The 20,668-nt window shown below is 33.5% G+C and carries 14 protein-coding genes; 8 read left to right on the forward strand and 6 right to left on the reverse strand.

All coding sequences use genetic code 11. The annotated features are described in order from the left end of the window. Window positions 1-1,255 precede the first annotated feature (1,255 nt). The 4 genes from HHU12_RS10765 to HHU12_RS10780 are packed head-to-tail and all read right to left on the reverse strand — an operon-like array spanning window position 1,256 to window position 5,057. Complete coding sequence (locus HHU12_RS10765) at window positions 1,256-2,374, reverse strand: NAD(P)/FAD-dependent oxidoreductase (RefSeq protein ID WP_169656747.1); 1,119 nt, start codon at window positions 2,372-2,374, stop codon at window positions 1,256-1,258. A gap of 3 nt (window positions 2,375-2,377) precedes the next feature. Then, the gene (locus HHU12_RS10770) at window positions 2,378-3,073 is read right to left on the reverse strand and encodes a methyltransferase domain-containing protein (RefSeq protein ID WP_205959855.1); all 696 of its coding nucleotides are present in this window, start codon (window positions 3,071-3,073) and stop codon (window positions 2,378-2,380) included. A gap of 1 nt (window position 3,074) precedes the next feature. Beyond that, window positions 3,075-4,124 (reverse strand): type III polyketide synthase, encoded by a 1,050-nt coding sequence (locus HHU12_RS10775; RefSeq protein WP_169656748.1) that lies wholly within the window; start codon window positions 4,122-4,124, stop codon window positions 3,075-3,077. A gap of 33 nt (window positions 4,125-4,157) precedes the next feature. Next, window positions 4,158-5,057: a UbiA family prenyltransferase gene (locus HHU12_RS10780; RefSeq protein WP_169656749.1), complete on the reverse strand. Its 900-nt coding sequence runs from the start codon at window positions 5,055-5,057 to the stop codon at window positions 4,158-4,160. 243 nt (window positions 5,058-5,300) lie between these two features. On the opposite strand from HHU12_RS10780, the gene HHU12_RS10785 reads away from it, so the two are divergent. The 3 genes from HHU12_RS10785 to HHU12_RS10795 all read left to right on the forward strand — a co-directional run bounded on the left by HHU12_RS10785 (window position 5,301) and on the right by HHU12_RS10795 (window position 6,800). Next, the gene (locus HHU12_RS10785; RefSeq protein WP_169656750.1) at window positions 5,301-5,894 is read left to right on the forward strand and encodes a YtfJ family protein; all 594 of its coding nucleotides are present in this window, start codon (window positions 5,301-5,303) and stop codon (window positions 5,892-5,894) included. A 105-nt stretch (window positions 5,895-5,999) separates the two neighbouring features. Further along, entirely contained in the window at window positions 6,000-6,545 is a 546-nt protein-coding gene (locus HHU12_RS10790) for a sigma-70 family RNA polymerase sigma factor (RefSeq protein ID WP_169656751.1), read from the forward strand. A 12-nt stretch (window positions 6,546-6,557) separates the two neighbouring features. Next, window positions 6,558-6,800: a hypothetical protein gene (locus tag HHU12_RS10795; RefSeq protein ID WP_169656752.1), complete on the forward strand. Its 243-nt coding sequence runs from the start codon at window positions 6,558-6,560 to the stop codon at window positions 6,798-6,800. A gap of 164 nt (window positions 6,801-6,964) precedes the next feature. Here the strand turns inward: HHU12_RS10795 and HHU12_RS10800 are convergent, their stop codons facing one another. Continuing rightward, complete coding sequence (locus HHU12_RS10800; RefSeq protein WP_169656753.1) at window positions 6,965-7,219, reverse strand: hypothetical protein; 255 nt, start codon at window positions 7,217-7,219, stop codon at window positions 6,965-6,967. Window positions 7,220-7,440: 221 nt separating this feature from the next. Here HHU12_RS10800 and HHU12_RS10805 point away from each other — a divergent pair, with 221 nt between their 5' ends. The 3 genes from HHU12_RS10805 (at window position 7,441) to HHU12_RS10815 (ending at window position 15,920) form a co-directional block, all read left to right on the forward strand. Further along, window positions 7,441-11,742 carry a T9SS type A sorting domain-containing protein gene (locus tag HHU12_RS10805; protein WP_169656754.1) on the forward strand — a complete coding sequence of 1,434 codons (4,302 nt, stop codon included), beginning with the start codon at window positions 7,441-7,443 and terminating at the stop codon, window positions 11,740-11,742. A 53-nt stretch (window positions 11,743-11,795) separates the two neighbouring features. Further along, window positions 11,796-13,973, forward strand: coding sequence for an IPT/TIG domain-containing protein (locus HHU12_RS10810; RefSeq protein ID WP_169656755.1), 2,178 nt, complete (start codon window positions 11,796-11,798; stop codon window positions 13,971-13,973). Between the two features lie 330 nt (window positions 13,974-14,303). Continuing rightward, complete coding sequence (locus HHU12_RS10815; RefSeq protein WP_169656756.1) at window positions 14,304-15,920, forward strand: ABC-F family ATP-binding cassette domain-containing protein; 1,617 nt, start codon at window positions 14,304-14,306, stop codon at window positions 15,918-15,920. Window positions 15,921-16,243: 323 nt separating this feature from the next. On the opposite strand, the gene HHU12_RS10820 is transcribed toward HHU12_RS10815, so the two are convergent. After that, a complete protein-coding gene (locus HHU12_RS10820) occupies window positions 16,244-17,659 on the reverse strand; it encodes a PP2C family protein-serine/threonine phosphatase (RefSeq protein WP_169656757.1) in 1,416 nt (471 codons plus the stop codon). Between the two features lie 540 nt (window positions 17,660-18,199). Between HHU12_RS10820 and HHU12_RS10825 the strand changes: the two genes are divergently transcribed. Further along, window positions 18,200-19,036: a hypothetical protein gene (locus HHU12_RS10825; protein ID WP_169656758.1), complete on the forward strand. Its 837-nt coding sequence runs from the start codon at window positions 18,200-18,202 to the stop codon at window positions 19,034-19,036. Window positions 19,037-19,399: 363 nt separating this feature from the next. Next, the gene (locus HHU12_RS10830; RefSeq protein WP_169656759.1) at window positions 19,400-20,356 is read left to right on the forward strand and encodes a helix-turn-helix domain-containing protein; all 957 of its coding nucleotides are present in this window, start codon (window positions 19,400-19,402) and stop codon (window positions 20,354-20,356) included. Window positions 20,357-20,668: the final 312 nt, after the last annotated feature.

Raw genomic sequence — 20,668 nt, forward strand, 5'->3', positions numbered from 1 at the left:
TAGATATGTCAAACAATCTAATCTAGCTTTGTTGATTTTGATCTGTGAATTTATTTTTTCAAACAATTTCGTATATTCGTGTTGACTTTCCATAATTGATAAATTTTGTATGTCGAAATTCAAATTTAATCAATTTCATGGAGAGTCATTTTTTTGTCATATACTTAGAATGGTTTTATTAAAAATGAGGATTACAATATTTATTTAAAGCAAAAAGATGATACTAAGAATACTTGGCAAATTACAACTTATCCTTTTTATACAAGTAATGATTCAATATACATTAAGAAGGAGAGATTAATAAGTCTTTACGGAAATCCAGAACATATAATTGATAGTTTGCTTGATAAGAAATTTTTAAAAGAAAAAGCTAGTGTTAATTACGATAGTATTAGTGGTAAATACTTTATAACCAACTTGAAAAATCAAATTTTTGTTTGTGAATATTTTAATGAAAAAACTGTTCATATTTCATTTAAGTATTAAACCAAAAATAATATGAATTCGTATTATTTATTTTTGTCTTAGTACTTAAGGAAAAAACAGAGAATAATAAGTAAACCTTCCCCACTATTCAGACTACAAAACCTTAAGCCTCACTTGGGACTGACTGAGATCGTCACCCTTCTAAAGGTGAGGTGTTCACCCTTATAAGGGAAGGGATCACGACATGTAAAGGGTAAAGAGGTGTACCTATTAAGGGTGAAGAGTGTCACCTTATAAGGGAGGTAAGTCTATTCGTCTTTATGACTGTTTTAGTAATTAATACATTGTAAACTAAATTAAAGTATTTAGAAATCAGGAAATTTCTGATGATCTGAAAGGCACGAATGACGCTTAACATTCGCGCCAGTGAGCTTTCTACTCTATTCTATTCATTGGGTAGTGCTCCCCCGGCCTTGAATGGAAAAGAGTTAAGAATTTCATGTATTGAGCCGTTAAAAATGATTTTCTTGTTTGAGCTTTAGCGAGTTTAAAATCATTTAGGCGATAGAAATGGAATTTAGCTTTTGACTTCTAAGCCTTGACTTTTTTGCTTCGTTTTTGTGTTAAGACAAAAATGAAGAAGGCGATAGCTTGGAAGTAGAACATAAAAGCTTGTAGAAAAACCGATTGAAAGTTGACGGTAATTCAGTTTACAGTGTAATTAATAAAAAGACTTTAATTACAACGCTTTCACTTGTCTAATTCCTTATGTTAGTCCTATTCTTAAAAGTTTTACCGCTATGTAGAGACGTATCATCAAAATTCTGATCTAAAACACTTCCCCGTGTGTGGCGGCAATAATCTTTTTTGTGGCAGTATCCGAACCTTTCAAAACTTGTATAACGATATTGGTAATGAAATTTTTACCAAAAGACTGTTGTAATAATCGCCCTGCTTTAAGCCTTGTGTGGAAGCTGGCTTTCCATTGTTTTGCATATTCCTGATTCAATTTGTTCCATGTGATTTCGTGATTTAAAAATGCATCTAGAAGTGGGGCGATGATGACACTTGCGTGCATTGACATACTCATGCCATTGCCAGAAAGGGGAGGAATAATGCCGGAGGCGTCACCAATCATGGGAATGTTGTTTTCTATAAGTTCCTTTTTAGAGAAATCGATTTGAGCAATGCTTAAAGGTCTATCCCAAAGTCGGGTGTAAGTGAGATATTTTTTGAGAAAAGGATTTTTTTGAAGGACGTTTTTTTCTAATGCTTCAATACTTCCTTCGCGATGGAATACCTTTCCACTGACCATATAACACATACAGAGCACATCATTTTCTACTTTCGAAAGACCGCAATAGCCCCCTTCAAAGTTATGCAACTCAATTTTCGTCTTGTCAAAATCACCCGTTAGATGGTATTTGACGGCTACAAAATTATTGAGTCTTGATTTACTCTGTTTGATATAAGAACGGTTCAATTTCTGATCGAGATTGGAGCGCTTTCCGAAGGCTCCCACTACGCTTTTTGATTGATAGGTCTCTTTTTGAGTGGTGATTTCCCAGGCTTCATTAATCTCGTAAATAGCTTGAACGGTGGTTTTAGTCAGTACTGTTACTCCTTTCTCTAGGGCTATTTTATATAATGTATTGTCTAGTAAATAGCGACTGATACCAATACCTCCAGTGGTCAGCGGACTTTCCAGGTAATTGCCATTAGGAGCACTGACAAGGAGGTGGTTGATTTGTGGCAGTTGTAGTGCTTTGTCATCTACACCAATCCGTCTTAGGAAATCCCAAGATTCTGTGGCGACGTACTCACCGCAGACTCTATGAAAGGGATAGTTTTTCTTTTCCAGCAGCAAAACTTTCCAGCCAAAATCTGCCATTTGAATACTTAGGGAAAGCCCCCCTAATCCACCGCCGATTATACAAACATCATACATTACTTAAAAAATTAATAGCCAGCGGAAAGCCCATTTCCAATACAATTTGTAATCGGTAATTTGAGCATTTTCCATAATATCTTGAATGTCTTTTTTAGAGAAACTTCTTGCTACCGAAAGGCAGGCATCGTTCTTTACCAAGTAGGATCTTGAGAATACTTTAGTCAGCCACTTTATACTATAATACGCTAAAAAATGACGGTGTAGATCATTCATAATACAGCCTTTTGATGCGTATTTTTTGATGTTGGAAAAAAGTTCTGAAAGTGCTTTAGAAGGCAAATGATGACAGAATAAACTGCATACAATAATGTCAAACGAAGTGCTTTCTGTGAGATAGTCTCTATAATCAGACTGTACAAAGCGAATCGGCAAACCTCTGCAGTTTTCTGTTGCATATTGGATGCAATCTTCTTTCAGGTCAACGCCTACCAATTCTAATTTATATTCCCCTCGAAACTCCTCATAAATCGCTTTTAGCGTATCTCCACCACCGCTTCCGATGTCTAGGATTCTTAAAGTCTGTCCCTTTGAGGAATTTTGAAGAATTTTTTGTATCCCCTCAAAAACCACCTGATATCCTCCTAAATAGGTGTTGATAAAATCAAGTTCCTTGAGGTTTTGATATAAATCGGGTGTAGGGATGAGAGGTTGGTCAAGTAGTTCTAGTTCATTGGAACGTGCTTCTAAGTTGATCATTTTAAAGTTTGTTTAGTGTCATGGCTTCCATTGTCAAACCGGGTCCAAAGCCGGCAGAAAAAACAGGTCCTTTGTTCTCGTTTTTCGACATCAATAGCAATACAAAAAGAATAGTGACTGATGACATGTTTCCATGCCCTGCTAGTGTATCATAAGAAGCTTGCATCTCCTCTTTCGGAATCTCAAGTACATTGCCGATCGCTTTCAGGATTCTCACACCACCAGGATGAAATGCCCACTGTAATTTTTCTACTTCCAAGCCTGTCTGTGCGACCGCCTCGGATAACATATTGGCTATTTCACTTTCAATCAGCTTGGGAATATAATTACTCAATCTCATTTGAAAACCTGTAGTACTCAGTTTCCAAGCCATGTCTTGTTCTCCGCTTAAAAGTAGTTTAGAGAAAAACTCACCCACCTCATAAAGAGAAGGAATCGTATCATCATTCGACATATAAACTGCGGCAGCACCATCTGCAAACAAAGTATTGGCGAGAATATTATCATCGTCTTTTTCATTTTGGAAGTGAATAGAACAAAGTTCAACGTCAACGATTAACACCCTTGCATTTGGATTGCTTTTGCAGATTTGATCACCAATTCTCAATCCATGGAAAGCGGCGTAACAGCCCATAAAGTTGACGGTTGTTCTGATGATATTGGAAGGAAGGTCTAATTCTTTCATCAAGGCAATTTCAAGACCGGGTGCTGATAACCCTGTGCATGAGACAGTAATAATGTGTGTAATTTCTTGAAGTCTGCTTTCAGAAACACATTTTCTCACGGCTTCCACACCAAGTTTTAAAGCCTCTTGATCAAAAAGCGACATTCTGTTTTCAATCTGAGGCGTTTCTCCCTCTAAAAAATAATCATATAAGTTTTTGATAACGGAATGCCTTGTGTCAATGCCACTGTTTTTGGATATCAAACTCATTAATTTTTTCTCTCTATGTTCCTCCTCCTTTAAAGTGGATTGCATAAATTCCAAAATGTCTTTTTGGTCATATTTTGTTTCTGGTAATGCTGTTGAGATTTGATGAATATAGGTCATGTTTAAACTTTAGAGTGTTAAGAGAGAATGTTATTAGAACAAAGAAAAGTCAAGATGGTTTTGAATTGCAAAAAATATGTAACAAAAGTTCATACAAAAGGCAGATATATTATTCATTCGCATTAAGTTATGAAAACTTGCTTCATTTTCGTCTTTAAAAGTGCGTATCATCCATATTTGAAACCAAAGTAAAAGCGGTAACAAGAAAAGGATGTAAGTAAGGAAAGAGCCTTGTTGCAGGATTTCAAAATAATAAAATAAAAGCCCGCCTGCGATACCGAAAAGTACCATACCGAAATAAAATGTTCCCTTTATTCCTAATAGCATACTGATGCTTTGATCTCCACTTTCAGCATCCTGCTTGTGCTGATAAATCTGTGACATAGGGTAAGCTCCGCCAATCATAAATGAGGTAGCAATGGCAGGGTAGATCAAATCGGTGGAGAAAAAATCAAAAGCTGTTGTGCTGATGCCTTCGCTGACCATCCAGAAGGTAACAAAGCCTTGAAAAATAAATACGGTAAGGAAGCCCGGAATAGGATATTTCTTCAAACGGATGCCTTTATAACTATAGGCCCTCGACATTAAAATATAAGCCACCATAAGGATGGTGAATTTAGTATTCAATAAAAACAAGGAGATGTTCACCGCCATAAAATCCATGGCCAACGTAAACCAGAAAAGTAAGTTGCTGGGCAGGGGAGGCTTCTCAATACCGCCAATACTTTCCGTATCTCTATCCATATAACTATTGTATCCATTGCTTGCAGGGTAAACCAAAAGGTGCAGTATGAGAAAAACAATACTTGCGTTGGTCCAGTTAATCTCTTCAGTTTGGCTGACAGCAAAAAAATAAACAGGCATCAAATAAATTGAAAAAGGAATTCTGAGAAGAATAAAAGTGTTTTTAATTGTTTGTTGGTCAAATTTCATAATAATTTGTATTCTTTAAACGCACAGTATAGGTGTGTTTGAACTACATTTTGACATATAAGTACATGGAAAGAAGAAAAGCTATAATAATCTTTTCATTTTCGTTTAAAAGCATGTTTGGAATTTTTACTAAATGAGATATTTCAAACATGCTCTAAGTACTTATAAGTTATAACATATAACAACAATAAAAAACAATTCAGCTTTTTGATTGTTTACTTAGTATAGGTTTATTTTTTAATAATGAAATATTTCACATTTACAGTCTTTTTTTTATTGGCAAATCATATTTTCGCTCAGGATAATGAAGGCCAACGTTTTTTGCAGAGAGGAGATACGATTTTTCCAATAGAATTAAGAGATCTGAAAAATAAACCTTATGTCACTCCCGGAATTGGAGAAAAGGTATTGCTGATTTTTTATCCTGACCCAGATAATCCCCATCAAAATGATGAGTTTGTCACTGAAAGTAAGCAATGGAAGTTCCCTTTGGATGAATTTCTAGCTTATGGTATTGTCAATTTAAAAGATACACCGTTACCTAATCCCATTATTCGGTTTATGTTGAGAATGCTTCGGAAACGATCCAAAAGAGAAGCAAATGCACTGGTTTTGACGGATCCGAAAGGTACACTGCAGAAAGAGTGGAATACAGGAAGTTGTAATAATGCGATTACAATATTGCTGGTGGATAAAACAGGGGAGGTGTTGTTTTTCAAAGCAGGCAAACTGACTAAAGAAGAAACCGACTTTGTGATTAAAGAGATTTGTGACCACTTGACTACTTGCCACAAAATGACACCTGAAGAAATGAAGGAGTTTGAGCTGGATGATTAGTAAAGGGTATAAAAATTAAAGGAAAAAGAAATTTTGTATTAAAAGAAAAAAAGAAAGTGCAATATTAGATGAACTGAAACTTTTTATTACATAAACCATTTATTTATGGACACTGTTGACAACGTTACAGAATGGGTAAATGAGTATTCTGATGAATTGTATGCATGGGCTTTAAAAAGGACTCAAAATGTACATTTGTCAGAAGATTTGGTTCAAGATACTTTTGTTGCAGCTTACCAATCAATAGAACGTTACAAAGGGGAAAGTTCTCCCAAAACATGGCTTCATTCTATTTTGAAACACAAAATGCTGGATCACTTTAGAAAAGAAAAGGTGAAAGAAAAATATGAGAATCAATCTGCATTTTTTCAGAAGAATGAATCATGGGATAAACACAATAACCCAACACTTTGGTCCACAATGGATGTGACCTTGCTGGATAACCCAGGCTTTAATGATGCCTTAGCGTCTTGTTTGGACAAACTGCCACAGAAATGGAAGACTGCAGTTGTCGGCAAATACCTTACCGACAAAAAAGCTGGTGATATATGTAAGGAACTTTCGATCACAACGTCCAATTATTGGCAGATCGTTCACCGAGCAAAGTTAAATTTAAGAAACTGTATTGAGCACAATTGGTTTCAGGAATAACCCTTAAGAATTATGTTAATATCTTGCAAAAAAGCCACTGAATTAATCGAGAAGAAAGACATCTTCGGCCTTACGAAGAAAGAGAAATTCTCGCTAGATATACATGTATTTTTATGTTCAAAATGCAAAAAATACGAACGACTATCTGAAGAGCTAGATCACACTTTAATGCACTTTTTCAACTCTAAAACAGATGAAGAATTGAAGTTGACAGAGGAGAAAAAAGAAAAAATTAAGGAAGTGATAAAAAAATAATAATTTTTTCTGTAAGGTTTTTTATTGTCAAACGACTAATAACTGAATTTAAAAATGGAAATAATTAATTGTAAAACTAAGAAATATATATACCTAATTATCAATCAAAAATAGGCTACACTTTTATAAAGGTAGCCTTATTTTTTGTCTTATCTTTTTGATTCTTAGCTTTTATCTTCTTTCGCTAGAAGGTAAGCCCCCGCATGAAGCATCTCATAAATCACATAATAATACCCTCCAAGTGGATGGTCTTCATCGTATTTATCTGCCTCATTGAGCATTTCAAAAGCGGCCTCAATTACTCTTTCTCTATATTTTCCTGAGATATATTCTTTCGCAATTTTTGCAGCAGCCTCGTGTTCTGATTCCTTTGACAGGTCTTTGTACTTTTTGAGAAGTACGGCAATTTGGTCATTCATGGAGCAAAGGTAGAGTTAATATTATTCTTATCAAATTGGTATTTAACTACGAAATACTTTAGATTTGAATTAAAATAATGCTTTTGGGTATTTACAAAATTCTTCAATTTTTAACTTCATCAAGTAGTCTATATTACTGCATTTGGACTTCTTGAAAATTAAGCTATAAGACACTGAATAGTATCACCTTTTATTTAACTAAACAACAACTTTAACTAAATATGCGTAGCAAACTATTACTGTTATTTTACTTTGTAGTATTGTCTTCTTTAGCTCAGGCTGAGGAATTTTCACATGGTGTACCCATTCTACAATACAAGGCACTCATAGAATTTTATGATAGTCTAGGAGGAGATCATTGGAAAAGAAACGAGAATTGGAAATCAGATCTTGACGTATCAGAGTGGTATGGAGTAGAACTGTCAACTTTTATAGGAGAAAATGGTGAATCTTATCAAGCAGTATCCACAATAGCGTTCTATTCTAATAATGTTAGAGGTCATATCCCTTCTTCAATAGCTGATATCAAAACTCTTCATAACTTAACTCTTCAGAGAAATGATATTTTTTCTATTCCAAAATCAATTTATACGATTGAAGGTTTATATTCTTTAAACCTATATGGAAATAGGATCAGCTATCTTCCTGAAATGCAAACAGGGCAATGGGCTTATTTAGAACGGCTAGATTTACAAAATAACCTTTTATCATTTGAAGATTATGATAATATACACCTTTCAAATATTGATGAACGTGAGGATATTAAATTGTATTCTATCTATGATGACTTTAATGAAGAAAGGGCTTTGTTTGCTACTTATGACATTGTCAATAAGCAAATAACACTTTCTTCAAAAATTGGAGGAGAAAATTCACAATACAAGTGGTATAAAAATGGTCAGTTAATTGAGTTAGCTACTGAAAGTATCACTTACAACTATGAGGAAAATTTAGGAGTAGATTATTATTGTGAGATATCCAACAGTGATTATGGTGTGGTGCTTACCACCAAGAAGCATAAACAAAGATTGCCTTATAAAATTACTCTCACAACTACAATTGATATTCAAAACTTAATAGACCCATATTTTTATGTATCTGGTCCTTTTGAAGATCCTTTTGTAAGAATGGAAAAAACAGACAATGGTTATGAGTGTTGGGTTGAACCCACTTTTGATAATTTTGATATTGCTTTTATGTATTTCAAGGATAATTATCGAAGAGAAATATCCCAATTTTTAACTGTAAGTACTTCTTCATCATCTTTTTCTTCAGATAATTTTGAATGGAACAATTCTAACGAAAACAAACTAAATGTACCTCCTTTGGAATTGAGAGCATGGGATAAACTTAGAGCTAGCTCATCAGGAGATTTGAACAAAGATTTAGGAAGAGAATATCTTAATGATAATTTTGAGGAAAAAGACATTTATGGTCATGAGTACACAAAAACAGATAACCTTAAACTGCCAATAGGGGGGAAAGTTTCCTATTTGGTATTAGGTGACTATATTAAATACTTGCCACATCTAAAAACAGTTAATTTATCTTCTTTAGCGTTAGGAGATATTGATGGAAATGCTTTTGAGACTTTATCTAAATTAGAATCAATAACATTTACAGATATAACATTTAATGGTAACTGTATTCAGAAATTACCTGCTCTGCCGTCTTTACAGAGTTTAACATTTGACGGTGCTGATGGATCAATATTTCTAAGTAATAAGTTAACTCACCTTGAAAATCTAGAAACACTCAACATCTGGAATTCTAGGATAGGAAGTATTGAGGGTGATTTGCCAAAGTCATTGAAAAACTTGATCATCAATAATTCTACGGTAGAAAACTATAGTTTTTTAGAAAATGCAGTAGAGCTGATAAAATTATCATTGTTGCATCAAAATCTTACGGAAATACCGAAAGAGACTTATAAAATGCCAGAATTGTATTATTTCGATGTATCATATAATGCCTTGGACTTAAAAGATTATGAAACTTTTGTTGCAAATTCTGAAAAAGATGTCAATAGGATTTTAATTACGATGAGTAATCAGAAAAATCTTTCAGGAGCTATCAGTTATAAATTTGATTATGATAGTTTACATTTAATTGCTATCGTAGATCCAAAGTTTGCCGATCCGGATAAAACGATGTATTCATGGAGAACAGCTAAAAGTAGTTATTTTAGAGCAACTACAGATACAAACATGGTAAGAATACCTATGAATGTAGTCAACTCAGGCTATGATCTTAGTGTATCTTTACACCATAAATACAGAACGAAAATTGTAGTGGCTTCTGAAGATGAGAAAATGAGAATTCCCCAAGTAATTGTGGGCCTTCCTGCTAATGAATTTACGAATGATCTTGGTGAACTTAAGTTAAGCGGAGATTTTGATGCAAGTGTTGTCAAAGGAGAATATGATGAAAAAACGAATCATTATTACTTCCGCTATTCAACTTTAAAACAAACGGATACTTATAGTTTTGTGCTGTACCTTGATCAAAACACAATCAAGGAAGAAGTCAATCAAGAAGGAAATCTTTTTGAAAGATTTCTAATAAAAGAGGGTGTGTCAAATAGTGATACTGTTTTTGTGGCATCTATTCAAGGCTGGTCTGATACACTTACATATGTTGGTGATTTGCATTTATCTTCTTACCGTAGACTAAAACGATTATACTCTCATTTTGGCTTATCAGAATATTCTATTTTTGATAATTGGTTCTCAAAGGAAGACCTGAGTAATTGGACTGCCCTTGAGTTTACAGACTTTGAAGGAGGTGATGGAAGAATTTACAAAGATGTTTATGGAATTGGATTTAATTCTTTGCCAGAAAATTATGACAAATTTCACGGTGATTTGCCTTCATTTATCGCTGATTTTAATCATTTACATCATTTACATATGTCTTATCAATCGATTACTGACATATCTCCAGTTATTACTCATAAATTAAGTTCTTATCAGATAAATTTGTACAGATGTAAGATAAAGCCTTCGACCTATAAACGTATTTATGAAGAGAATCAGGACCTCCCTTTTTTTGACGCTATTAGTTTCAGAGGTCAGAGAGGGGATTGGGAAGAGTATAATATTCGAAAAAATAGTTCAGACTCTACATTTGTTTATTCAGTAAGTGATCAATTAGATATTGATGAGGAATCTTTTGAATATTACTGGGATTACTCCCCTTCATTATCATCTGAGTATAATAAGTCTATTGAAAAGAGCAACGCTAACATTGGGGAGGCGTTTAGTTTTAATGTCAAACATACAAAGTCAGATAGATATTATTACACTCTTCCAAGGGTATTACATAACGGGATTGAAAAAACTATAATTATTCCAAGATCAGTAATGGATCCTGATACCTTGTTTGCTGAAGGAATCATTAATGAAGGTGCCATTCCTTTGGCCTATGATAAAGCACATAACAATTGGTATTTCTCAATACCTGAATATGTAAAACAGTCAGAAATTCTATTTGTGACCAAAAAGGACAACAACGCTTCCTACGAATTAAATGAGAATAATACATACAATATCAGAACAATAGATTTGACTGTTGATAAAGATACGTTGTATTTAGAAAGTCTTAATTCTTTTTCTGAGCCTATTTTTACAGATTATATGCCAGTACTTGAATATGCTTACTGTCAAACATTGATGGAGGAACTTGGGAGCGATAACCTTGAAAATCTATTTAAATATTCAAACGCAGCTTTATATGTAAACCGACATGAATATGTTATTAATAACCAGAAGTATCTTTTTACTTTTTCAATTAATGATAACGATGGAAAACTCAAACGAATTCCTGAAGGCATAAAATATTGTGTGAGGTTAGAAACGATTACATCTAGGTATTCTAAATTAAAAGAAATACCACCTCTTCTTGCTACTTACAACAACCTGACTAATATTGATTTTTATAGAAATAAACTCACTTTTCATGAATTAAATAAGTTGAATACAAGGCATGTAAATAGCTCAATAAAAGAGATGCAGTTGGACGGTGATGCCTTTCACCTTATTCAAGTGGGTGATACTATAAAAATTGAGGAAGGATATCAATTCGACCCTAAAACAATTTTCAGATGGAAATACGAAATAGGTTCTTCCACTTTGAGAATAATTGAGACCAAAACGCCTTACGTTGTTCTTGATAAAAATGAAATAACAACAGAGCATTCTCATTATTTATCTCTCAAGTTACTAAATGAGGATAACTTATCAATTCAATTAAAATCTGATCGACTGCGTTTAGAGAAAGATATTGTAAATGATGTCGAAAGGTCTTTATTTTCCACTTTTTCACCTTTTCCAAACCCATTCAAGGATCGCATATCAATCGATCCTCATTTTAAGGTGATTGATATCTATACTGTTAATGGACAGCTTGTATATTCTTCTAAAAATTACAGTTCAATTGATCTGAGCCACCTTCAAAGAGGTGTTTATTTCCTTAAAGCAACAAGTGACAACGTGACTAAACAATATAAAATAATAAAAAAATAATGCTGACATTTTTATCAAAACAGTTCACCAGAAGGTTTCTCTTTTTTATACTTATGGTTATTATTTTTTCATGTTCCAAAGATGACAATGAAATATTAGAAGAAGAGAAAGAAGAAGATAAGGTTGAGGAAGTTATTCCTACAAATTTTAAACATTATGGTATTAATCGTATATCAAAAGATACGGTTCATGTATTATTCGAAATAAATGATGAGTTTCAAAGAGAAGTAAAGGAAGTAGGGGTACTTTTTTCTCAGGATAAAAATTTTAATATAGAAGAAAGCTTAAAAGTGACACTTGATACCACTTCTGGTTACCCAATTCAAATGTATATGTTGAGCAAAAAACATGATTTTGTAATGGATAATGAGATCTATTCTTTAGGTTTCGTGAGAACTGATAAACAAGTTTATTATACAGATACAATAGTCAATCCCTATCGAGCTATTTATTTTTCAGAGATAGAGAGTTTAAATAAATCATCTTATAGCTGGGGAGATTCTTTAGAGGTAAATTATAAAGCAGGGTTAGATGAAATAGTATTGATGAGAGGAAATAAGTTTTTCGATCGCGATATAGACCATGAAGGTAAATACCAGGGAATTATGGAGACAGATGAAATAGATCAAACAGGTTCATATTTCTACTTGCTTAATGGAGGTATGTATGAATCGAATAGGGTGTATTTTGATTATAATAAGCCTGAGGTCTTTTCATTTTCCCCAGAGAAAATTTATGGAGGAGAGACTGTAATAATAGAAGGTGAAAATTTCGGAACCAAAAACCGTACGACAAAGCTTTTTGCAAATAACAAAGAAATCTCAGATGAGTATAAGATTAAACAAACTAATACTAGGATTGAGTGTATCATACCTGGAAGGATAGATGAAAGGTTTTTACAACTGAAATTAGTAGTACATGGCCATGAATTTTTATTGGGAGAACCGTATGAAATTCCTTATGTGAAAATTGATTCGTTGTCATTATCTACGCTTACAGAACAAGGATATTCGGTTTCTATTTATGGAAAAGGTTTGGTTAATAATAGCGAAAATAAGATACGTCTTTTTGTAAATGATGAGGAAGTACCGGAAAATTTTTATGTTGTGGACTATTCAGTAGAGAGGATTCGTTTTGATTATAAAGATTATCTGATAGGGGATAAAAACCGTTATCTGAATATTCCAGAAAGAGATTTAAAGATAAAGGTGAAGAGAAATGAAACTTATTCTAATGAATTTACAATTCCATTTAGGCATAAAGGATACTTTACTAAAATGAAAGATTTTCCTGGTGAAGCAAGGTGGGGTGGAGTTGCTTTTGCTATCAATGGGAAAGGTTATTTTGGTTTGGGGGCTACTTCAAAGAAAAGCGGTTTTAAAAAGGATATTTGGGAATATGATCCAACAGCAGATACTTGGACAAAGAAAACAGACTTCCCAGCAGAAGGCAGGACTAGAGCTTCTGAATTTACGATTGGAGATAAAGCTTATTTAGGTTTGGGCACACATGATTTCTATATGTTTAATGATATACCGAATGATAGAGATAAGAACTTTAATGATTTTTACGAATATGATCCTGCATCAAATACATGGAAAGAAATGACCAACTACCCAGGACATCCAGCTTACTCAGTAAGTGCTTATTCAGATGAAAGTAGAAAACTGGGTTTTCTCGCTTATGGTTTAAGAGGTGTAAAAACGAATAGTACTGTTCTCAACGATCATCAGAATAATGAAGCGTGGGTTTATCATCAGTCGACAGATACATGGGAAGTGATGTCACTTTTAAATGATAGAACAGTTGGTAACAGTGGGCCTTCATTAAACTATTTAGGTATGCAAATGGCTGTTATTGATCAAAGACATATTATTCCTCTAAGAGCAGGTGGTGCACTTAGTGAAAAAAACGATGATAACATTTATTTTGGATTAACTGCTCGCTTTACAGGTTTTCATGGAGCTTCAGTAGTAATGAATAATAATATGTACGGTTTTTTTGGCAACTCTTCTACTACTTACGAACCCACAAATTCATTTGGGTTGATGTATGATGGTGATACTCATAAATCAGATAAAAAAACGACAGAGATGATAGAACATGGAATGGGAATCACAGCTTTTACTATTGATGGCAAAATATATCTTTTGGGTGGATGTGTAATGAGTGAAAATAATGTAGAAGTGACCAACGAGGTCTGGTGTTATGATCCTAATGGGTTAGACTAAGAACATGTTTGATATATATATCAGAAGTGAAAGTTTTCCTTATTAGCTTGTGAGGAAATTTATTTCTTAGAGAATTATAATTCTCTTTTAGAAAAAATTAATAAACTCACATTCTGAAGGGTAATTTTACTTAAATAGATATTTAAAACATGCTCAAAATACAGATAGCTCCCGTAAATATATTGACTTTCATTGGAGCTATTGTTTTATTTTTATCACTTCCTGCAAGAAATTTCCCCCACATTCAGAAGTATTTATATCATCTCTTTGTACTACTTAAAACATTCTCATACTTTTGCACCATAATTTAGAAATACTCATAACAAAATAATGATTACAGTTTCAAACTTAGGAGTACAATTTGGTAAGCGTGTGCTCTTCCAAGACGTAAACCTTAAATTCACAGAAGGTAACTGCTACGGTATCATCGGAGCGAATGGTGCAGGTAAATCTACTTTCATGAAAACCCTTTATGGTGCACAAGACCCAACAAGAGGTAGTGTGTCTATCGGTAAAGGTGAAAGACTATCTGTATTAAAGCAGGATCACCACGAGTTCGACGAATGTACTGTGCTTGACACTGTAATGATGGGTCATGATGAATTATGGGCGATCAAAAAAGAGCAAGAAGAACTTTATGCTAAAGAGGACTTCAACGAGAAAGATGGTATCCGTATTTCAGAATTGACTGAGCGTTTTGAGGATCTTGATGGATGGAATGCAGAGTCTGATGCAGCCAACTTACTAAGTGGTCTGTTTATCTCAGAAGATTTGCATTACTCTACAATGGCTAACTTAAGCGGTAAGCAAAAAGTACGTGTTCTTTTGGCACAAGCTTTATTCGGTAAGCCAGATAACTTATTACTTGATGAGCCTACCAACGACTTGGACCAGGAAACAATCTCATGGTTAGAAGATTACTTGGCCAACTTTGACAGAACGGTATTGGTAATTTCCCATGACCGTCACTTCTTGGATTCAATCTGTACTCAAATCGTAGATATTGATTTCCAAAAGATTTCATTGTTCTCTGGTAACTACTCATTCTGGTACCAATCATCACAATTAGCATCGCGTCAGCAAGCACAGCAAAACAAGAAAGCTGAAGAGAAAATCAAAGAATTGAAAGAATTCATTGCTCGTTTCTCAGCAAACGCCGCTAAATCAAAACAAACAACTTCTCGTAAGAAGATGTTGGAGAAATTGAACGTTGAAGAAATTCAGCCTTCATCAAGAAAATACCCTGGTATTATCTTCACTCCAGAAAGACAAGCAGGTAACAACATCTTAGAAGTAGAAGGCTTAACGAAGTCAATTGACGGCGATGTAGTTTTCAAAGATGTTGAATTCAATATGCAGAAAGATGATAAAATCGTTTTCATTTCTAGAGACCCTAGAGCGATGACGGCTTTATTTGAAATCTTAAACGAAAATGATACTGATTTCGAAGGTGAATTCAAGTGGGGTGTAACAATCACTACGGCTTACTTACCTTTAGAACACGGTGAATTCTTCGAAAATGACTTGAACTTAGTAGACTGGTTAGGTCAGTATTCTCACGATACTTCAGAAGCATTTATCAGAGGTTACTTAGGTAAAATGTTATTCTCAGGTGAGGAAATCTTCAAGCAATCATCAGTACTTTCTGGTGGTGAGAAAATGCGTTGTATGATGTCAAAAATGATGTTGTCTGATGCCAACTGCTTGATCTTAGATTCACCAACCAACCACTTGGACTTAGAGTCGATTCAAGCATTGAACAACTCATTGATCAAATTCCCTGGTAACTTGTTAATGTCATCGCATGACCACGAAGTAATCCATACAGTTTGTAATAGAGTAATTGAGTTAACGCCGAACGGCATCATCGACAGACACATGCCGTATGACGAGTACATCAACTCTGAGCAAATCAAAGAGTTAAGAGAGAAATTATATGCGAATTAGCATTTAAGTGCTAGGACAAAAGTGATCGAGTGTTTCTTGCACCATAGTTAAAACTATGGGCAGGTGATAGGACAACCTGATCAAGACTAAAGTCTTGAAGGTTGGGAACGAAGACAACACTTTAGTGTTGTTGGAGTCAATATCACTAGCCCATGACTTCAGTCATGGTGCACGTAATTATTGTTCCATTTATTTTTGTCCTAGTACTTAGTTATAAATCTTATACAAAAAAGCATCAAAGTGGAAATCCATTTTGATGCTTTTTTTATGAAGAATGCATGTGTTCTAAAAACTATTTTACGTTATTCTTCTTAATTATCTCTCTAGTTTAAATTGAAAGCCAATGCAGTAATATCATCTTGTTGCTCAGTAGCAAAGTTTTTATCGATGTATTTCTGAATTTTTGCAGTCCAATCTTTTTCATATTTACCATAGAAATCCTGACAGATCTCTAAGAGTTCACTTGTGTCTTCAGTAGCACCAATTTTTGTTAGCCCATCAGTAAACATTAAAACAACATCATCAGGAGAGATAGGGTATTCTACATCTTTGAAGTTCTTGATCAAATTGAAGCGGTCACCAATAGGAGCATCGGTATAAGGGAGCTCTTTAATTTCACCTTCTTGAACTAAAATACATCGTCCATTCGCAGAAGTATAAAGCAGGTGGCTCCCTTGAAAGTAAGCGATAGATAAGTTGATTTCATGTCTGAATTGCTCCTTGTCCTCAATGGTATTGTTGAATTGACTGATTAAATAATCATGCAAGTTATACAAGAGAAGACTTGGGTAATAAGGCAATTCTTGTAAAGAATCAAAATAGCCAGAAATCACCATCGTTAATAAGGTGGCACTTATTGCGTGTCCTTTACAGTCGCCCACTACTACCAATGTGGTTTTATTATAATCATTGACATAGAAAAAATCACCACTGATTGATTCTTTGGGCTTATAAATTAAAGTATGTTCATTGAAATAATCCTTTAATACATCATTATCAGGAAGTGTGATTTGTTGTATTTCAGAGGTATATTTCAATGCTTCTTGGATAACAAAAAGATCTTGTTCTGCTTTTATTCTTCGCTGCTCTTCCTCCAATGCAGTTGTTTTTGTTTGTGCCAATTCAAGCTCATGTTCACGTGTAGAAATCAACTCTTCCTGTTGTTGACGAAGTTCTTCTTCCTGTTGAATGATTTCATCATGATTTCCCTTAAGTTCCTGTTCTACCTTATTACGAGCTCCTTCATATTGAAGAATAGTCCAAAGCGTGTCCGTACTTGACCCGATCAAAACTAATGTTAGATAGATGTTATTATGAACAGGAGCAAGTTCAAGAGGAGGGAAGGGTGATAAATGATAGATAGAAGTCAAAGCCAAGACAATTGCAAGGCATAAGATAGAGAAGGTGTAAATAGCTCCAGTTCTGATATCAAAAAATAGGAAACTAACACACATTGTAGGAATGTAAAAGAAAATAACCGGAGATATAATTCCTCCTCCCATAAAGGAGATAACGGTTACAATTGTAGTAAGTAATAGAATTTGAACATGCAATATCCATGTCCATTGTTGTGATTTTGAAGCAAACAAGACGATACCCACCTGTATTAATGATAACATCGCCAGAATTACTACTTCTGTCTTTAAATCTAAAAATACAAATACCGCAATGAATGCGATCATAATGGCTAAAAACACACGGCTTTTAATCCTGAAAAAGTTATATAAATCAAATTTCATGAATGAGCGTATTAAAAAATTGAATCGGAAAAAGTACTATTAGCTTCTAGATGTTTATAGACTACTAGAAAATGTCTTTACAAAAAGTGGAAAAAATATAATTCTTATAGCATTGTTGTTTGTAGCGTTACTTGAAATAATTAAAAAAATAGAATATTCGTTGTCATATCTTGCTATAAATGTAATAATATAAAGCTATTGTTGTATAATTCTAATTCAATTAATATAACTTAATAAATGTAAATGACTGAAATTCTAAGTATTAAATTTATATTACAAATTAATTATGAACTCTTATTTGTCATTTTATTTTGTTTTTTATCATTAAGGTGAGACGATTTTTCTATTATATCTAACTAAGTAATTACTGTTTTTCAGTTTTATTATTATTGTAATGATACTATTTAGGACGTGTTTGATATAAGGCGTAATAGCCATTTTTTTAGTTAAAATACATTACTAATAGGGTAAAATAGTGCATGTTTTGATGGTTTCTTATTGATAGTTTTGTTGTACTATTATAACAAAACTAATGATGAAATGAATACGCGAACTATCTATCTAATCAATCTTCTATTTCTCTTTATTCTGCCCATTTATAATGCAACCTCACAGCCTATTACCATAGACGCTAACATGTTGTATGGAAAAGTGCATTTTACAGTTGGACAGAAGAACTACCCGGAAAATAATGGGGCAACTATATGCCCAGAGAAATTTCATTCACTGGGACGAACATATAAAATATGTTATTTCAGATATATATCCACAGTCTTCTCAATTGAAACAGTAACAACTACAGATATTGAAGACAAGGTCTACTTCAACAATCATTCAGTCAGTTTTGATGAAGATGGTTTTAGACCTGTAGGGGATAGTGAAATCACCTTCCTTTATTATGATGGACACATCCCTCGAATAAAAATCAATTACTATGAATTTCAAATTCAAAGTACAACTGATAATTCGGGATATTTTCATAAAAACCAAGTGGGAGTCATAGATGATTATGATTTAGATGTTTTGGATATTGATGGATATATAATCCTACCAAACGCAACAGATATAATGCATAATATTAATGAAATAATTTGTGTGCAGAATTATGTTGGAAGATCAATTACGGATGACCGTCCTAAGAAAGTAGGGTCGTTATTACGGGTTCCTCAGTTTTTTATAGACACTAATCAAGAATATTACTGGGAGTTGAAGAATGCAAATGGTTTGGTGGCGACCATTGAAAAGAAAGAATATCTTTCCGAAGAAGAATATGCAAACTTTCATCAAATTAGAGTCGTTTCTGAAAGTTTTGCTTCAAAGTTTCATATTCATGAAGACGGAGGAGTATCTTATGCTTTGAATGAGAAATTGAAGTAGTAGGCAAATAATTGACTATAAGTACTAAGACAAAATTATATAACACTAATTCATATTATTTTTTCCGATTACTGCCTTTCAAAATCTTTAAATAGAACCACTATTTATACGTTTTTGAGCGTTGTACTCACAAAAAATAACTAAGAATTAATTATCATTTATTTTTGGCTTAGTACTTATATGAAATAAAAAGCATCAAAATGTACTCATTTTGATGCTTTTTTCATAACTAAAATCGAGTTGGAGAAGGGGCTTTTGTACTTAAAATTTATATTCCAAACATGCTCTAATGCAGTTACTTTGATACATAATTGATAATCGATTAAATTAGTCTTTGAATTTAAACCAAAGACCTCTTGAAATATGATAGTCAAAGGAGATGAATCTGATCCACTTTTATTCTTTAGTTATTTAGCCCAAAAACTAAATGGTCATTGGGATGGCGAAGAGTTTTTGGCTGATAATGCTTTGGGGAAATTAAAATCAGTAACCTTTGGTTATATGAACAGTCTTTATGTTGGGATTACAGAATTAGAGATGAAGGAGGAGATGGTGTTTGAAAATAATCCTGTCTCAGACCGTCAGTTTGTGAGTGTTCGTATCGGTAAAATTGGTGGTTTTAATCAAGAACACTCTCAAGAGCAACAGAAAGACAGTATTTATATTTATAACAACCTCCAAAAATTTAAAATTGTATACCCTGCTAATACCAAGATGAGCTGGTTTTTTATTCGTTTTCCAAAGGATATATATGACTTGCTCGGAACGGATAAAACTTCAGATTTTTATCAATTAATTTCTAATCCCAAACCTTGGTTTTATTACAGCCCAATGCTTCTGAATATAGAGGTTTTGATTAATGAAATGTATAATGCATTGCATGATAAAGTAGTAAGAAGGGGGCTGTTTTTATCCAAGGCTATAGAAATAATTACAAGGCTACGGGAACATGGAACGGTGCATAAGTTAAGTAATATTGCATATGATATTCACCCTGATGATTTGGACGTGATGTTGCAATTGAAAGATGAGATTTTGGCGGATTTTACTAAAATGCCAAATGTAGCTCAATTAAGTGAGGAAAAGGGAATGAGTAAATCCAAATTACAAAGAGGGTTTAAGAGTGTTTTTAAAATGCCGATACTGCAGTTTTTCAATTATCAGAGGGTACTAGAAGGGCAAAGAAGAATACAAACAACACATCATGATTTCACACAGATTGCTATTGAATTAGGCTATACTGACTTGTCTCATTTCAGTAGAGTGTATAAGCAATTTTTAGGGAGAAGACCTTCAGAAGAAATCCGGAAAAGACGATAGTGGTGCTTAAACTGGAGTGATAAGTACAAATTCAAAATTAACTATGATTTATTTTTTGATTTAGTACTTAATGGAAATGGTTTTGATTTCGAAATAAGTTCAAATAACAATGTTAACGTTAGAAGTTGATTTTTAATTGGATTCAAAGCTTAAAATATGATTTTAGGTATTAAAACAATATCTTTAAAAAGTCAAAAATAACTATGTATTACATGTTTAGGTAGAATACTATTACTATCGAAATAGGTGATTTACCAATTATAATTTGATCCTTAACACTGAATTTTAAAGCATCTAAATCTTCAATTCAAA

This window comes from Flammeovirga aprica JL-4, from assembly GCF_012844305.1.
GTDB lineage: Bacteria > Bacteroidota > Bacteroidia > Cytophagales > Flammeovirgaceae > Flammeovirga > Flammeovirga aprica.

Bases quoted from the DNA above. Each gene is read 5' to 3' on its own strand.
- HHU12_RS10765 (WP_169656747.1), bottom strand. From the start codon at position 2,374: ATGTATGATGTTTGTATAATCGGCGGTGGATTAGGGGGGCTTTCCCTA.
- HHU12_RS10770 (WP_205959855.1), bottom strand. From the start codon at position 3,073: ATGATCAACTTAGAAGCACGTTCCAATGAACTAGAACTACTTGACCAA.
- HHU12_RS10775 (WP_169656748.1), bottom strand. From the start codon at position 4,124: ATGACCTATATTCATCAAATCTCAACAGCATTACCAGAAACAAAATAT.
- HHU12_RS10780 (WP_169656749.1), bottom strand. From the start codon at position 5,057: ATGAAATTTGACCAACAAACAATTAAAAACACTTTTATTCTTCTCAGA.
- HHU12_RS10785 (WP_169656750.1), top strand. From the start codon at position 5,301: ATGAAATATTTCACATTTACAGTCTTTTTTTTATTGGCAAATCATATT.
- HHU12_RS10790 (WP_169656751.1), top strand. From the start codon at position 6,000: ATGGACACTGTTGACAACGTTACAGAATGGGTAAATGAGTATTCTGAT.
- HHU12_RS10795 (WP_169656752.1), top strand. From the start codon at position 6,558: ATGTTAATATCTTGCAAAAAAGCCACTGAATTAATCGAGAAGAAAGAC.
- HHU12_RS10800 (WP_169656753.1), bottom strand. From the start codon at position 7,219: ATGAATGACCAAATTGCCGTACTTCTCAAAAAGTACAAAGACCTGTCA.
- HHU12_RS10805 (WP_169656754.1), top strand. From the start codon at position 7,441: ATGCGTAGCAAACTATTACTGTTATTTTACTTTGTAGTATTGTCTTCT.
- HHU12_RS10810 (WP_169656755.1), top strand. From the start codon at position 11,796: ATGGTTATTATTTTTTCATGTTCCAAAGATGACAATGAAATATTAGAA.
- HHU12_RS10815 (WP_169656756.1), top strand. From the start codon at position 14,304: ATGATTACAGTTTCAAACTTAGGAGTACAATTTGGTAAGCGTGTGCTC.
- HHU12_RS10820 (WP_169656757.1), bottom strand. From the start codon at position 17,659: ATGAAATTTGATTTATATAACTTTTTCAGGATTAAAAGCCGTGTGTTT.
- HHU12_RS10825 (WP_169656758.1), top strand. From the start codon at position 18,200: ATGAATACGCGAACTATCTATCTAATCAATCTTCTATTTCTCTTTATT.
- HHU12_RS10830 (WP_169656759.1), top strand. From the start codon at position 19,400: ATGATAGTCAAAGGAGATGAATCTGATCCACTTTTATTCTTTAGTTAT.